Source organism: Pseudogracilibacillus sp. SO30301A (genome assembly GCF_037072025.1).
Classification (GTDB): domain Bacteria; phylum Bacillota; class Bacilli; order Bacillales; family Amphibacillaceae; genus Pseudogracilibacillus.
In genome coordinates, this window is the sequence record NZ_JAXHDD010000012.1 from 1 (window position 1) to 17073 (window position 17073).

Consider the following 17073-nt stretch of genomic DNA (forward strand, 5'->3'; position numbering starts at 1 on the left):
TCTGTGTCTATATTAACTTCAAATTTGTTAAACTCATTTTTATCACTTTCATTGTACGCAAACTGTTCAGAATTTCTAATAGTTTAATTGGAATTCCTTGACTAGCTAATCTAATCTAACCATTACTTGCCTTTTATCACTTCCAGACATGCTCTTCTTTAATCAATAACCCACGTTTATATGCTATTGCATTAAGTATACCGTACTCTTCTCTAATTATATAGTGAATTTTTTCAGACTTTTCTTTATTTGGTAAGCTGTCTTCCAATCCCTCTTTTATACGTGTAACGACTTCATCCATTTGCTCATATGTTAATAATTCTTCTTCGATACCATACAGCTCTGTTAATTCATCGATTGAAAAGTTTGCTAATTCTTCGTCAGTATAATTTTCTGTATTATTCAATGAAAGATTTTTCTCATTACCTTTATACCTAGATTGATTTTCTAAGAGTTGACAAAAAAGAAATAGAGCAAAATGGATATTAGAGAAATATAATGCTGTAATCCCTCGCAATGGAATATATTCTAAAAAATTACTTGAAAAGAAGACTGATTTCGAGGAAAAGTTCTTTCAATTCTAATTTTAGCCAATAAAAAAACCACCAACATTTATTTATTGGTGGAGACGGTGGGACATGTCCTTCCATACTTTCGTAATGGCACTGACTATATCTTGAACCTAAAATGTTTAGGTCCTTCGGCGTCTTATACAAAATATAAATTTATTCTATTGTAGAATAGTATTTTGCATCCTAGTGCTACCTGTTGTTCAGGCAGCCTATAAGTCGATACATGGCTGTTGGATTGCTCCACATACCACTCGGTATTGCCTTATTGTTGATTTTTCAAGTAAGTCCGGAGATCGCATTTCTTCGCTGGTTTGCTTTTCCGCTACTTACGTATCAAATGCATACGCTCTGTTGCCGAGAACTGCGCCACCTCGAACTGCGAAGCATAGGACGTGCTAATGTCGGCGTTGCGACAGATCTTTACGGTGGGACGACGAAAGCGCAGTCCCAGGAGTCGCGACCTTAGCCGAGCTCGGTCCTTTCCGTCCTACTTTTTGAAATTCACATAACAACAACTTAGGTTTCACCGATAAAGCCGAATTTTCACTTTTGTATTGCTACAAAAGGCGACTATGTTACTAATCGAACCCACGTCCAAGGATATTGCCACTTAAGCTTCTACACGCGTAGTTGGTATATTATATTTCGCTAGACTTTAGCCTACCAACAGGCTTTCAGAATAGCTAGTCTGATTGGTTTCAACGCTCTATCCACAGACGGAGGATGAACGTTTATCCCGCTATAAATGAGACTCAAGACCCGTTACACGGGAGATAACGGTTAGAGTCCTTTAGGTGCAATTAAGCAGCTAAAGCGTAATTTTCTTCTTTGCCAGTTATAGGCGTTTAACGTTTTACGAGCCGTAACCTCGACGTGCGACTTAAGCTCAACCTACCCCTGTCGAATCCGAAACGTCCCCATATTAAAAGGGCTCGTCGGTACTTTGAGCTTTACACTCTTTTCTCGAGTGCACTAATTATTATAACATATTCACACCAAAATGCAAAATAACAAATTGTGTAAAACCTAACGACTCATTTCTTTTACGGCACGATCAATATCACGCTTCATTTGTTTTTGTTTCAGATCTTCACGTTTATCGTATTGCTTTTTCCCTTTTCCAAGCCCAATTAAAATTTTTGCAAATCCATTCTTAATATATAATTTTAATGGGACGATTGCGTATCCTTTTTGTTGCATCATACCAAATAATTTATCAATTTCATGACGATGTAAAAGCAATTTTCTCGAGCGAGTCGGTTCATGATTAAATCGGTTTCCTTGTTCATATGGGGCAATATGCATATTAATTAATTGGGCTTCACCGTTAATAATCCGAACATGGGAATCCTTTAAACTGACCTTGCCAGCTCGGATCGATTTAATCTCTGTCCCTTTTAACACAATACCCGCTTCATACGTATCCTCAATAAAATAATCATGCGAGGCTTTCCGATTTTGCGCAATTGGTTTTTCATATTGTTTAGACATCTTTATTCCCCCTGTCTATATCCGTCTTCTTTACACTAACACAAAATCCACTGCATGTTCATCCATATTTACATTCATTACTTTAATATTTACTTCATCACCGATACGGAAAACCTTTCCTGTCATCTCACCAATTAGCGCATGGTGACGATCGGAATAGTGATAATAATCATCCGTCATATAGCTCACATGGACGAGACCTTCTACCGTGTTTTCCAACTCTACAAATAGACCGAAACTAGTGACAGAACTAATAATCCCTGCAAATTCTTCTCCAATTTTATCGGACATGAATTCTGCTTTTTTCAAATCATCCACTTCACGTTCCGTATCAACTGCGGCACGTTCCATTTCGGAAGTATGTTTGGCGATATCTGGTAAAAGTTTCTTCCATTTTTTTAATGTTTTATCAGACATATTACCATTTATTAGATACGTTCGAATTAATCGGTGAACAGTTAAATCTGGATAACGACGAATTGGTGATGTGAAATGAGTGTAAAAGTCGGTTGATAAACCGAAATGTCCAATACTAACCGGATCATATTTCGCTTGTTTCATCGAACGTAACATTAGTTTGGAAATCACCATTTCTTCTTTTTCGCCTTTGACACGTTCGAGCACCTTTTGCAATTCCAATGGATGAATATCATTTGGTGTTCCTTTTATAATATAGCCAAGTCCCGCAAGAAATTCGAAAAAGTGTTCAAGTTTTGCCTCGTCCGGTGATTCGTGAATCCGGTGAATAAACGGAACATCCATCCAGTGAAAATGTTCAGCTACTGTTTCATTTGCACATAGCATAAATTCTTCAATTAAACGCTCTCCTGTCGATCGTTCACGAATTACTACATCAGTTGCTTTTCCTTCCTCATCGACTAAAATTTGCGCTTCTTTAAAATCAAAATCAATCGCACCGCGTTTCATACGTTTATGACGTAAAATAGATGCTAATTCTTCCATTCGTTCAAAGTTTGAGACGAGGGGTTCAAATTTTCTCCTCGTTTCTTCATCCTTATCAACTAAAATTTTGTTCACATCTCTATATGTCATCCGTTCTGTCGTCCGAATAACTGCCTGAAATATTTCATGACCGACAACTTGACCAGCACGGTTCACTTCCATTTCACAGCCAATTGTTAACCGATCTTGACCACGATTTAAAGAACAAATTCCATTGGATAGTCTGTGTGGGATCATTGGAATAACTCGGTCTACTAAATAGACGCTTGTACCGCGCTCTAGAGCTTCTTTATCAATCGGAGAGTTTTCTGTTACATAATGGGTCACATCTGCAATATAAACACCAAGCAAATAATTGCCGTTTTCTAATTGTTCCACTCGTACGGCATCATCTAAATCTTTCGCATCTGCACCGTCAATAGTGACAATCACTTCTTCACGTAAATCCCGACGCCCCTTAAGTTCTTTTTCACTTATTGAATCTGGCGTCTCTTCTGCTTGATTTAACACATTATCTGGAAAGTCTATCTTAATCCCGTGCTTATAAATGATCGAGAGAATATCAATTCCTGGATCATTTTTATGACCCAGAATTTGCACGACTTCTCCTTCAGCACTTTTTCTACCTTCAGGATACTGAACTATATCTACAATTACTTTATGTCCTGTTACTGCACCTTTTGTTTTATTTTTAGGGATAAAAATATCATTGGGGATTCGTTTATCATCAGGGATGACAAATCCAAATTCATGACTATCTTCATACGTCCCAACAATTTGGTTATTCGCTCGCTCTAATATGCGAATAACAACCCCTTCCGGACGATTTTCTCTTACGCCCTTTTTTTCGATACGAACAATTACCGTATCATTATTCATTGCTGATAATAAGTCAGATGAATGAATATAGATATCTTTTTCATTTTCGTCTTCCGGAATTAAAAAGGCAAACCCTTTTTTATTCATTTCAATCTTTCCACGGACTAAATTCATTTTTTCTGGCAGACCAAAACGATTTTTTCGTGTTCGTATAAGTTGACCAGTATGCTCAAGTTCATTCAATGTTTTAACCAAAAGTTTAAATTCATCAACCTGTGACAATCCGAATATTTCTTCTAATTCATTAACAGATAAAGGTCTTGTACCACTTTCTTTAAAATAATCTACTATTTTATCTTGTAAATTTTCATTCATCTTTTCACCTTCTTTCTATATACTATTACTATTTTATATATGGTTAGGAAGTTCATTCATTTAGTCTTGCCATTTTAATGATTCTAGAAACGTATAGATGTCTTTATGCAGCAGATCCTTCTCTTTATCCAAAGTAATTACATGCCCTGAGTCTTTATAGCATTTTAGTGACTTTTCATCAGTGGCAATTTGGTCATAAATATATTTTGCACTCGCTGGGTTAATCATATCATCTTTTTGAGCTTGTACGATCATTGTTGGTACGTAAAGCATATCAATTTCTTCACTAACTTCTTTTATAAAAGAACCAATTTGCTTAAACATTTCCGTAGAATTATTCATTAAGGTAGCGATTTCTTCTTTAATAACTTGTTCATCTTTTTTCTCAAACTGTTTATATTGTTCGGAAAAAAATTTAAATCCTTTCGTCAGTTGTCTATTATTATCAAAATACATCGGTGTACACATTGGGATCATAGCTTTTACTTTTTTACGAATCGCTAATTTTAATCCGAGCACACCGCCCATTGAAAGTCCTGCTATTGCAATTTCCTCATAACCTAACTGTTGCAAATATTCATAGGCATTTTGTACATCTTCCCACCACTCTTTAGGAGTTGTTTCAATCAATTTTTCTGGTTCTACCCCATGTCCTCGATAAATTGGTGCATGAGTGGTATATCCTTTTTGCTCAAGAAAACGTCCTAACATGCGTACATCTGCAGAATGTCCGGTAAACCCGTGTAACAGGAGTACTGCACGAGGACCAGCTTGAAATGTAAATGGTTCAGGCTTTTTTATTTTCAAACTCTAAACTCCCTCCCGCTTATCCTTATCCTTCTTCAACATTGAAAAACCCTTATCACAGATGTAATAAGGGATCGTCTTTCATTATTATAAGATATAGGCACTAACAAAAGCTAAAATAAAGAATAATGTAGCTGTAATAACTGTTCCACGGTGAAGAATTAAATCTAACCCGCGCGCTTTTTGTTTACCAAATAATTGTTCAGCACCACCGGATATGGCACCAGATAAACCAGCGCTTGTACCTGATTGTAAAACAATAAAAGTGATCATTATAATTGCATCAATAATTAATATTACATTAATAGTCGTTGCCATCTTAAGTACATCCTCTCTTAAAACGAACAAATATCTAACTTATACTTTATCATATGTGGAAAAAGAATGGCAAGTTTTAACTTGCCATTCGAAAGTTACCCTATACTCTCCGTCTCCTCGGAAAACTCATAATGTTCTTTTTCATTACGATGTCTAATCAAAAATACGATGAGTGATAGAGCTGCAAATACCGCAAAATAAATAAATAAGACGCTTATATTGGCCCAAACTTTAGAAATGCTACCTAATGTAATAATATTATTGTACCCATCTAAAGAATAAGTAAATGGCAAAAATGTACTTAATTTACGTAATCCTTCTGGTAACATATGAATCGGTAGGTCTGATCCTGTTGTAGATAACTGTAATACAACAAAGACTAATGCGATAAAACGGCCTATATTTCCTGCTAATGCAATTAAAAATAAGACAATCATTAAGAAGGTTAAACTTACCCAAATGGAGAAGAAGATAAATAATATACTACTTTGTACCTCTATTTTTAAAACAAATAGTGAGAACAAAGAGATGAGAATCGCTTGCGCAATCACTAGCACGGAAAGCTTTGTAACTTTACCGATAAACCACGACATTCCTGTACTTGGTAAAATTGCTGGTTTTCTGTATGGCACTACAAATGACATTGCCATTACTCCAACAAAAAGAGCTAATGTTAAAATATACGGTGCGTTTGCGTTACGATAAAATGGAAAGCTATTAATAACTTCACCATCTAACACGACTGGAGACGCAAACATAACTTTATTTGCATCAGTCGGATTTAAACTACTTGTACGTTCTACCCCTCCCAATAAACCTTCAACTAATTGACCGCTGCCATCTAATAATTCTCCTAATCCGTCATCAACTTGTGTAACACCATCTGTAAGAGTTCCCCAACCTTCTTCAACTGTTTGGTTTCCATCAGCGATTTGCGTGGAACCATCATGGAGTTGTGTTGCACCTGCTGTTAATTCTCCCCAACCACTTTCAACAGTTTGATTCCCATCAGCGATTTGCGTGGAACCATCATGAAGTTGTGTAGCTCCTGTTGTTAACTCTTGCCATCCATTTTTAACTGTTTTGTTCCCATTAGCAACTTGAGTTGTTCCATCGTGTAAAACAGCTACGTTTTTTTCTAATTCATCCCAACCGGATTTTACCGTTTGATTTCCATCCGCTATTTGCGAAGCACCATCTACTAATTGATTTGCTCCAGCATTTAATTGTTCTTGGCCATCAACAAGCTCTGCTAATCCGCTATTCAATGCACTAAGTCCGTTATTAAATTCACTGCCTTCTTTAAGACCATCCCGTAATTGATTTGCACCATCAACCAGTCTTTGAAAATCGTTTTGTTTTTGTGGAGCATCTTGCAAACTCTGCTCTAGTTGGTTCAATACCGTATCAAGTATTCCATCATACATAGGGTGTTCTTTATCTAAAGTAGAAAGAAATTCAAGACTATCATATAATGTTCCCATTGATTCGATTGTTTCATTAACACCTTGTTGTGCCTGGATCACACCGGCAGCTAGTTCGGTACTGCCTGGTACGAGTTGTTCGTCTAATCCTGCTTTTAATTGGGCACTTCCATCCTTGGCCGTTTTAGCTCCTTCGAGTAACTGCTTTGACCCCGCTTGAAGTTCTTGTGCTCCCGATTTTAGTTCAACAGCACCATCTGATAATTTTTTAATATCAGAAGACTTTTCATTTAAGGTACTTAGTAATAATCCAGTTCCATCATTGACTTGTTGTGCTCCATCAGCTAATTTTGCAATATCACTTGATTTGTTTTGTAAATTGCTTAATAATGTCCCCGTTCCTACATTGAGTTCTAATGCCCCATTGGCAAGTCGAGATATATCCGGTTGCTTAACCACTAAAGAATTTTGCAATTCTCCTGTTCCAGCATTAAGCTCCTTTGCCCCATCGGCTAATCGGCTAATGTCAGGAGATTTATCGATTAAAGAAGTAAGGATTTCATCTGAACCATCTTTTAATTGGCCAGCACCATCACTAATCTGCTCGGATCCTTCATGAGCCTCTGCAAAACCATCTGCAACATCTCCAAGCTGTGAAAATACATTATCTACATAAGTTTCAGTTACTTGGGTTGATAATTGGTTCTTTAAGGACTCTGCCGCTTTATCAGTTACTTGTGCCGCCATAAAATGGAGTCCTTCATTTTGTATAAATTTTAATTCAGGTCTTTGCGGATTATCATCAAGTACCGTAAGCGCATTTTCTGAAAAATTGGAAGGTACTTCAATCATCATATAATATTTCATTCTATCCATACCTCTTTGCGCTTCCTCTTTTGTTACAAATTCCCATCCTAATTCTTCATTCGTTTTTAAGTTTTCTATTAATTCATCCCCAACATTTATTTTTTCCCCATCTTTTACAGCACCTTCATCACTATTAACGACAGCGATTGGTAAGTTATCCAAGTTGTCATACGGTCCCCATTTAGGTGATAACATTATCATCGCATAAACTAACGGAACAAAAATACAAATAAGGACAGAAAGTAAAACAGTTTTTTTAGCAATTAATCTTTTAAACTCTGATAATATATATTGTGATGTACTCATGAAACCTCCCCTTTATTTTCAGATTAAATGGAAACTAAAACAATAATGCTATCTAACTAGATTGAACCACTACCTTTAAATGGCTTTCTCTCATTATTCCTCCCTCAAAGAGGAAGCGTTTTCAAAAAAGTTGTATAAATCTTTTTTTAGTTACACTTAATCATAAACTTGGCATTTTCTTTTACCAATTCCTAAAATTGTAGGTTAATAAGATGAGTAGTAAGGATAAACCACTACCTTCATATGAATGAAAACTGTTGCATGTTTTCAGTTTGCAAGAACATTAAAGCTAACAGGTGAAATTACTAATAAAGATCCAATGTTAGACTGGATTAGTTTCCTAGACAAAAAAACAGTGAAAACTGTTATAAGAATTTCACTGCTTTTTTGTATAAAAATTACTTACTGACTTATAAACCGTTTACGAATAAATACTAATGCTCCACCAGCAATTAACAAAATACCACCTAAAGTAATGAGTAGTGGATTGTTAGTTGCTGTTTTCGGTAATATGGAGCCACCACTTGGAGTTCCTTTATCTGTTCCATTTGAAACAAATCCTTTACCATTACCATTTTTATCGCTTTGGTCATCATTCCCGCTTAGGCTATTGTTGCCACCTTGGTCATCGTCGACACCTTTGGGATCGTCGCCGCCTTTGGGATCATCTCCACCTTTGGGATCGTCGCCGCCTTTGGGATCGTCGCCACCTTTGGGATCGTCGCCACCTTTGGGATCGTCACCGCCTTTGGGATCGTCGCCACCTTTGGGATCGTCGCCACCTTTGGGATCGTCGCCACCTTTGGGATCGTCACCGCCTTTGGGATCGTCGCCACCTTTGGGATCGTCACCGCCTTTGGGATCGTCGCCACCTTGGTCATCGTCGCCATCACCTGGCTCCGTAGCTTCTTCTACAGTAACTGTCGCTAGAAGTGTTTCATTATCTGGAGTACAAATAACATCTAATTTTACAGGCGTAGCTCCCAGTTTTGCATTAATAACCGCTTCAATCTCTCCAACATTAATATTTAAATCTTCTTCTCCCGCCGTAAAGCTAGAGTTAACACCCGATACTTTAAAAGGAACGTGATCATCTCCTTCTTTGTGTGGTGTTTCTGGAATTTTCACACCACTACTGCCGACAACATTTACGGTTTGCCCATTAGCTTCCATTTTAAAATGATTAACATGTCCATTAAATGGATTGATTAAAGCTCTAAGTGCATCTAAGTTTCCTGTAAGATCAATTGCAATATCTGTCACAATATTCTTTAATTGAAATTCTTTATTTGGTTCTACAGATTCGGGGATAAATATTTTAGGTGTAACTTTCATGTCAATATCAATTTTCCCCGCAATGGAAGTATTGGCAATACAAGTATAATCAAATGATTTGGTCACTTCTGCAGCACTTACATTGTTCCATCCTGCTTGATAAAAAAATGCCATTACAAGAATAGACATAAATACAATTGCTTTCTTACATTTTTTTCTAATTTTAGCTCCTCCTCGAATCTCTTTTAAGTTTTTACTCATTATTTATTGATTGAATACCCTCCTTCCATAATATTCATAAATTATGTAAACCCTAACAGTGGGTATTACTAAAAATAAAACTAGATTAATAGATATATAAAACCCTTACATATTATTTTAAATGTTTTAACAATTCGTACCAATTCCTAAAAAACTAGTGTTTAAACTAAATAATTTTGTTAACTCCCTACTTTTATATGGATTTAAATTTTTCACAATTCATTTATCAATGGAGCTACCTAGTCTGATACTTAGAAGAAAAGCAGTGAAAACCTTGTTCAGTAGTTTTCACTGCTTTTTAAATAACCTAGATGTGGTGATCAAGCTGAATAGTACCTAAACCTTAAAATATCAAGATTGCGTTAAAGCTTAGCTTCTTTCTTCTTTCGCATAAACACTACTGTTCCACCAACAAGTAATAAAACAACCCCTAATGTAAGAAGTAATGGATTATTAGTAGCAGTTTTCGGTAGGATTGATCCGCTACCTGAAGCTCTTTCTTTAGAACTTCCAGTTGGAACAACCCCTTTGTTTCCTATCTTGGTGTTCGTATCATCTCCATTGCTTTCTATGCTACTTTTGCCATCTGTTTTATCTTCACCGTCTTTGCCATCTGTGCCGTCTTCACCATCTTGGCCATCGGCACCGTCTTTACCGTCTTCGCCATCTTTACCATCAGAGCCGTCCTTGCCGTCTTCGCCATCTTTACCATCAGCGCCGTCCTTGCCATCTTCGCCATCTTTACCATCAGCGCCGTCCTTGCCGTCTTCGCCATCTTTACCATCAGCGCCGTCCTTGCCATCTTCGCCATCTTTACCATCAGCGCCGTCCTTGCCATCTTCGCCATCTTTACCATCAGCGCCGTCCTTGCCGTCTTCGCCATCTTGGCCATCGGCACCGTCCTTGCCGTCTTCACCATCTTTACCATCAGCGCCGTCCTTGCCGTCTTCACCATCTTTACCATCAGCGCCGTCCTTGCCGTCTTCACCATCTTCTCCTGGTGGTCCTTGCAAGTTTCCTACCTGTTCCCAACCTTCTTCAGATTTAATATAAATATCACCTGAAATTGTATCAAGATACAAATCACCATAATTACCAACATTTACACCTGGTGCTCCCTCTCCTATTAGCCAGGTCACACCATCTATACCATCTTGTCCGTCTTCGCCTTTCAAATTACCGATTAATTGCCAATCCTCGTCTGTTTTCTCATATATATCAAATGTATCTGTATCTAAATAAAGATCACCTTTATTTCCTTGGGTTGGTTGAGGTGCTCCTTCTCCCGTAAACCAAGTACCACCTGTTTCTTCACCGTTTCCATCTCCGGGATCCTCGCCGTTATCTCCATCTCCGGGTTCTTCACCGTTTCCATCTCCGGGATCCTCGCCGTTATCTCCATCTCCAGGATCCTCACCGTTTCCATCTCCGGGATCCTCTGTTTCAACAACATGTACGATCCTTGTCTCTGTTGCTCTATTTCCTGCTGCATCCGAAACAGTGTAAACTACCTCATATTCACCCGGTTCTTCCGTATTTACTTCACCACTAATCTTTATTAACTCTGTTACATCGCCATCAACATTATCTGTAGCTGTTGCACCTGGCTCTACATACTCCTGTCCAACCTCTAATTCCAGTGGGTTATCACCTTTTAATGTGATTACCGGAGCCGTCTTATCAACAACATTAACTATTCTAATCTCTTTTGCTTCATTCCCGGCTGTATCTGTAACAGTATAGACTACTTCATATTTTCCTGGTAAATCTGTATTCACTTCTCCACTAATTACAATAGAATCAGTCACATCACCATCGACATCATCTGTAGCTGTTGCACCAGGCTCTACATACTCCTGTCCAACCTCTAATTCCAGTGGGTTATCACCATGTATCGTAATTACTGGCGCGACTTCATCAGCTTCTTCTACATATACTGTCGCCAACAAAGTTTCACCTTGTGGCGTACAAACAACAGTTAAATCAACTGGAGTTGCAACAAGCTTTGCATTGATCACTGCCTCAATTTCTCCTACATGAATCTCCGTATCTTCTTCTCCAGCTGTAAACTTAGAATCAATGCCAGATACTGTAAACGGAATATAACTATCCTCAGGATTATGAGGTGTCTCCGGAATTTTTACTCCAGATTCGCCAACGGCATTTACCGATTGACCATTAGCTACCAGATTAAAGTGATTAACATGTCCATTAAACGGATTAATTAACGGTCTTAGAAAATCTAAATTTCCAGTCAAATCAATTTCAATAGCTGATATTATATCCTTAACAATAAATTCTCCATTTGGCTCAACTGAATCAGGAAGTGATATACTAGGATTAACCTTCATATTGATATCAATTTTTCCTGCTATTGAAGTGTTAGCAACACATACATAATTATATGATCCTGTTGCTTTTGCTGCATCAACTGTCTTAATTCCGCCATTGTGCATAAACATCATCATGATAATAAACATCATTACAAAAATCTTTAATAATTTATTGATGATAATCTCCTCCCCCATTAAAATTACAAAACCAACATGTATTTAAACGGTCCACATCACTTCCTCCCATCAACCCGTAATCTGCAGGATGAAATACCCTTGAAAACCCTTACAAAATTTGCTATATTTATAGTACTAGAACAGTTCAACAAGGAAGCATCCGTTATACTACAGATTTTCTAGCCTGTCTTTACTTTAAATCTTTTACATTTAATAACCAATTCCGAAAAATATCGTATGTTTAGACAAACTTTTTAGGAGAATCCCTACTTTTATATGATTCTGAAAATTATAAATTTTTATATGAGATATTTAAGTATGTAAAGAGGAAAATACATTTAAAGATGTAACGATGTTTATCAGAACGTAACGTTGTCAAAATTGCTACTTGTATTCTTTCATATAATATGTAATTGAAGGGAGATACTCGAATGTCTTTATCGTTAGAACTTCATATGCATACTTTATTTCATAAGGGTTTAGAATTGGTTAAAGAGTACGAAGAATCAATAAACAATGAATGGAAGCAAATGTATAATTACTTTAAAAAGTCTGGGAAAAAATCTGCAATCATTACCAAGAAATCAATTAACATATTTTCACGTATACTGTTTCAATCGGATCATGACCAAGAATCTCTATTAGTTAATTTAAAAAATAGTTAGAATGAAGAAATTGGAGAAAATCATTTGAATCAATTTATCATTTCATTACTAGAAAGTTCTATCCATCGAGCTATAAATTTAAAAACTACATATACTCATACCGATTATCAGTCTATTCAATATCTTTTTAATAAAATTAGCGAATATATTCTTTCGAGTAAATCAGTAGAGCCATTTTCCATTGATGCCTTTCTACAACATCTTGTAAAATCACATCAACTACCAATTGAATGGATTGCTGTTATTACGACAAAAAACGAGACTCTTGTAGTCAATCGTTGGTTTAGTAAAGAACAGAGCCCACTCCCAACGAATATCCCAATGGAAGCAGAATCCATTTATGCAATGATTGAATTATTGATGGAACATATTACTCGATCAACTAAGAAAATGATTTTGCCTATTCCTTTCGAAAATATGACACTATTGTTCTGTACAAAAAAAGAACAAATGGAACATGTTCTTCCGTTAATTACTTATGCTTTACAACTTTTTCAAAGCGGAAAAACAACATTGAAAATAACTCGACAGGAGCAACAATGGAAAGATTCAGTGATCATGTTTAATGAATCAATTATTCGTGCTCGAACTTTCAATGATGCAGTAGATATAATAACCGAAGGATTTGTTAATTATTTACCTTTTGAACGATGCGGTTTATTTTCATACTCTTCAAATGATGAGATAGGATTTGGTTTGTCCGGTCATCGCCACGATCGTGATGCTATTCGAGACATCACTGAAAATATTAAAAACTTACCACTTATTAATAATGGTCTAGAACTTTTACGATTATTCGGAAATGGTATGAAATATTTGCAACCCCTTTATATCGCTGATGCAAGGGATGGGTTTCCAAAACAATATATTGATCAATTCCAATTAAAATCTTTAGTTGTCGCACCGATTTTCACACCATCAAATAATCAGCTAATTGGAGCTGCCATCTTAGACCAAGGAGCGAATTCAGAATTTACTATATCTCAGGATACGTATACAGCACTGATTAAGTTTGGTCAAAGTGCTGGGGAAGTACTTGGAAAGTTTCATACGAGTATACATTTATTAAATAAAACACCTCATTTCTCTCCTAGAGAAATTGAAGTATTAGAATTGATGGCGGAAGGAGAGTCAACGACAGGGGCTGCAGATAAGCTTCATTTAAGTGAGTATACAGTCCGTGATTATATAACTGCTATTATGCAAAAAATGGAAGCAAAAAATCGCACAGAAGCAGTTGCTCGTGCCATTCGAAAAGGTGTCATCTGAAGAATAAACGTAGTTGAGCGATGTTAAAATTTAAGTGCAAGTTAAAAAAGATATAAGGATGAGAGGCTTTAAGCCCCTCCTTTTCCTTATAAGATTTACCTCACTGTTACTCGGATGACGCGATTAATCTACCTCCCTTTTCCTCCTTCCTCTCCTCCTCATACTTATTTTCAATCAAAGTTTTATATCTCTCTTCGATAACGTTTGTTTTAAGTGAAAATTTCGGAGTTAGTTCTCCACCATCAATTGTCCACTCTTCTCCTATGACAACCACCTTTTTTGGTTGTGCGTAATTGATGAATTTCTTCGTTAATTTCGTCACTTCTTTTTCCAACATTTGCTTTACTTTTGGATGTTGACTTATTTCTTCTTTGGTAGTCGCTGTAATTCCATTTTGCTTTGCCCAAGGAATAAGATTTTCATATTCGGGATTGACTAAACAGATGACATACTTTCTGTTTTCTCCAATAACGAGAGATTGACTAATGTAGGCGCTTTCATTTATTGCATTTTCAATTGGCTGAGGGGCAACGTTCATACCAGTAGATAATATAAGCAACCGTTTTTTACGATCGATAATCTTCAGATAACCATCTGAATCCAATTCACCAACATCCCCCGTTTTAAACCAATCACCTTCAAATGATTCTTTTGTTTCCTCAGGATTATTATAGTACCCTTTCGTAATACTTGGTCCCCGTACTAATACTTCCCCATCATTGGCAATTTTCACTTCTAAATTTGGCAATACTTTCCCTACTGTTCCTACTTTACCTCGAATCATTGGATTTGCTGTAATAATAGGAGATGTCTCTGTTAAACCATAACCTTCTAATATTGGAATATCCAGAGCCCAAAAAAATTTGGCTATCTCTGGATTTAACGTACCACCACCTGATACTAATCCACGAATTCGACCACCTAGTTGTTCTTTAACTTTTTGAAAAACTAACTTATCCGCTCGTTTCCATTTGCGATAAAATTTTTTCGGTAAATAATTTTGAGACATGAATTGATCCATGCTTGCATTGAGATAATATTCATACTTTTCCTCACCTACTGATACAGCCCAATTAAAAATTTTTCTTTTTAAAGCAGAACTATTCTTAATTTCTTCTTGAACTTGCGTATATACTTTTTCAAATAATCGGGGAACACTTGTGAAAACTGTTGGACGAATTTCTTGTAAATTTTGTGGTATAGTTGCGATACTCTCTGCATAGCCAATTGTAGTCCCGACCGATAAAGGTAAAAAATGACCTGCCAATCGTTCAAAAACATGTGAGATAGGTAAATAAGAAAGTGTAACATCTTCCGGCAATATTTCTACTAACCAAAACTGAACACCCTCAATATTAGCTAGTATATTCCCATGAGTCAACATCGCCCCTTTTGGTTTACCTGTTGTGCCAGAAGTACTAATGATAGTAAGTAAATCTTCTCGCTCCAGATGCGACCAGTTTTTTTCCCAACGATCAATAGAATGATCTTTTCCTAAACTTTCTACCATGGAAAAGGCATAATAATTGTCAGAAGGATAAAAATCCTCTCTCGGATACATAATGATGATATTGTTTAGTTCATAGGTTCCATTTGCCAACTTTTCTACCTGTTCTTCATCCTCTACAATAACAGTCGTTACATCTGTATTGTTTAAAATATACTCTACTTGTTCAGTAGGTATCGTTGGATATATTGGAACACTTACTGCTCCAATACTGGCTATAGCAAAATCTGAAATCCCCCACATCGGATTACTAGTTGAAATAATTGCTACTTTATCTCCTTTCTTAATACCAATATGCAATAATCCAGATGCAAAATGATGTATCTTTTCCCAAAACTTGCCGTATGTCACCCGTTCATAATTTCCATTTTCCTTCCAAATAAATGCATCTTTATCACGAAAGCGTTCTACTGTTCGACGAAGCATTTCCAAAATATTATTTGGTTTCACATTGAACACCTCTCCATTTATAATACTCAACCTATTTAAATAATGATTATAACCGTTCAATGATTGTTGCTGTTGCCATCCCAAATCCAATACACATCACTTGCAAACCGAACCTACCTTCCATGTCTTCTAAAGTATGAAGTAATGTAGTCGCAATGCGTGCACCACTTGCTCCTAAAGGATGACCTAATGCAATTGCTCCCCCTCGGGGGTTTACTATATCCATATTTGGCTTTAGTTCTTTTTCCCACGCTTTTACTACCGATGCAAAAGCTTCATTGATTTCGATGACATCCATTTGTTCCATTGTTATACCAGCTTTTTGTAACACTTTTTTTGTCGCTGGTATTACTCCAGTTAAATTCATTACTGGATCTTCTCCCACGACTGCTCTTGCAATAATTCGAGCTCTTGGTTTTATTGATAGATCTCTAGCTTTTTTGTGTGACATAAGCAATAGACCAGCAGCACCATCACTTATTTGACTAGAATTTCCGGCAGTTACAACACCCGATTCTGGTTGAAAAGAAGCACTCAATTGGTTTAGTTTTTCAAGTGTTGTCTCTCTTCGAATACCTTCATCCGTTAAAAACTGTCTATCTCCCTCTATATCAATAGGAATAATTTCTCTTTCAAAATATCCTTCATCAATAGCTTCGATAGATCTTTGATGGCTTAAATAAGCAAACTCATCTAATTCATTTCTTGTTATATCCCATTCACTAGCAATCATTTCTGCTGAGAACCCTTGAGGAACAATTGTATGTTCATTCATTAATGTGTCGCTGAAACCCCCGATATCACTTCCCATTGGAACACGTGACATGCTCTCGACTCCACACGCAATTACAATAGTAGCATCTTTTGCTAGAATAGCTTGACAAGCATTGTGAATCGCTTGTTCACTAGAACCACATAAGCGGTTAATCGAATATGCCGGAACCTCTACTGGGAAACCAGCAGCAAGTGTAGCAAGTCTTCCAATATTTCCTCCCTGTTCATCTGTCATCGTTGCACATCCTGTTACTACATCTTCAATATCCCTTTCTGAAACATTATTTCTTTCCACTAACTGTTGTAAAATCGGAACGAGTAAATCAACAGGATGTGTTTGGGATAATGCCCCTTCTTTTTTACCTATTGCCGTTCGAATTGCATCAACGATTACAACCTCACTCACTATTGGATCCTCCT

The 17073-nt window shown here is 36.7% G+C and carries 12 protein-coding genes and 1 other RNA gene; 2 read left to right on the plus strand and 11 right to left on the minus strand.

The window, feature by feature from the left end; all coding sequences use genetic code 11:
• Positions 1–136 precede the first annotated feature (136 nt).
• The 9 genes from SPD89_RS08120 to SPD89_RS08160 all read right to left on the minus strand — a co-directional run bounded on the left by SPD89_RS08120 (position 137) and on the right by SPD89_RS08160 (position 11961).
• Positions 137–406 carry a hypothetical protein gene (locus tag SPD89_RS08120; RefSeq protein WP_336261459.1) on the minus strand — a complete coding sequence of 90 codons (270 nt, stop codon included), beginning with the start codon at positions 404–406 and terminating at the stop codon, positions 137–139.
• Positions 407–1151: 745 nt separating this feature from the next.
• Positions 1152–1483, minus strand: a transfer-messenger RNA (tmRNA) gene (ssrA, locus tag SPD89_RS08125).
• A gap of 115 nt (positions 1484–1598) precedes the next feature.
• Positions 1599–2063, minus strand: coding sequence for an SsrA-binding protein SmpB (gene smpB, locus SPD89_RS08130; protein WP_336261460.1), 465 nt, complete (start codon positions 2061–2063; stop codon positions 1599–1601).
• 30 nt (positions 2064–2093) lie between these two features.
• Entirely contained in the window at positions 2094–4220 is a 2127-nt protein-coding gene (gene rnr, locus SPD89_RS08135; RefSeq protein ID WP_442961085.1) for a ribonuclease R, read from the minus strand.
• Positions 4221–4280: 60 nt separating this feature from the next.
• Positions 4281–5027: an alpha/beta hydrolase gene (locus SPD89_RS08140; RefSeq protein WP_336261461.1), complete on the minus strand. Its 747-nt coding sequence runs from the start codon at positions 5025–5027 to the stop codon at positions 4281–4283.
• Between the two features lie 87 nt (positions 5028–5114).
• Positions 5115–5345: a preprotein translocase subunit SecG gene (gene secG, locus SPD89_RS08145; protein ID WP_336261462.1), complete on the minus strand. Its 231-nt coding sequence runs from the start codon at positions 5343–5345 to the stop codon at positions 5115–5117.
• A 95-nt stretch (positions 5346–5440) separates the two neighbouring features.
• Positions 5441–7942 (minus strand): YhgE/Pip domain-containing protein, encoded by a 2502-nt coding sequence (locus SPD89_RS08150; protein ID WP_336261463.1) that lies wholly within the window; start codon positions 7940–7942, stop codon positions 5441–5443.
• A 402-nt stretch (positions 7943–8344) separates the two neighbouring features.
• Entirely contained in the window at positions 8345–9478 is a 1134-nt protein-coding gene (locus SPD89_RS08155; protein WP_336261465.1) for an LPXTG cell wall anchor domain-containing protein, read from the minus strand.
• A 362-nt stretch (positions 9479–9840) separates the two neighbouring features.
• The gene (locus SPD89_RS08160; RefSeq protein ID WP_336261466.1) at positions 9841–11961 is read right to left on the minus strand and encodes an immunoglobulin-like domain-containing protein; all 2121 of its coding nucleotides are present in this window, start codon (positions 11959–11961) and stop codon (positions 9841–9843) included.
• A gap of 458 nt (positions 11962–12419) precedes the next feature.
• On the opposite strand from SPD89_RS08160, the gene SPD89_RS08165 reads away from it, so the two are divergent.
• Together SPD89_RS08165 and SPD89_RS08170 are read left to right on the plus strand one after the other, a co-directional pair.
• Positions 12420–12653, plus strand: a complete 234-nt coding sequence (locus SPD89_RS08165; protein WP_336261467.1) for a hypothetical protein — start codon at positions 12420–12422, stop codon at positions 12651–12653.
• A 24-nt stretch (positions 12654–12677) separates the two neighbouring features.
• Complete coding sequence (locus SPD89_RS08170; protein ID WP_336261468.1) at positions 12678–13922, plus strand: response regulator transcription factor; 1245 nt, start codon at positions 12678–12680, stop codon at positions 13920–13922.
• A 106-nt stretch (positions 13923–14028) separates the two neighbouring features.
• Here the strand turns inward: SPD89_RS08170 and SPD89_RS08175 are convergent, their stop codons facing one another.
• Both SPD89_RS08175 and SPD89_RS08180 read right to left on the minus strand, forming a co-directional pair.
• Positions 14029–15879, minus strand: coding sequence for an AMP-dependent synthetase/ligase (locus SPD89_RS08175; RefSeq protein WP_336261469.1), 1851 nt, complete (start codon positions 15877–15879; stop codon positions 14029–14031).
• 46 nt (positions 15880–15925) lie between these two features.
• Positions 15926–17059: a thiolase family protein gene (locus SPD89_RS08180; protein WP_336261470.1), complete on the minus strand. Its 1134-nt coding sequence runs from the start codon at positions 17057–17059 to the stop codon at positions 15926–15928.
• Positions 17060–17073 lie beyond the last annotated feature (14 nt).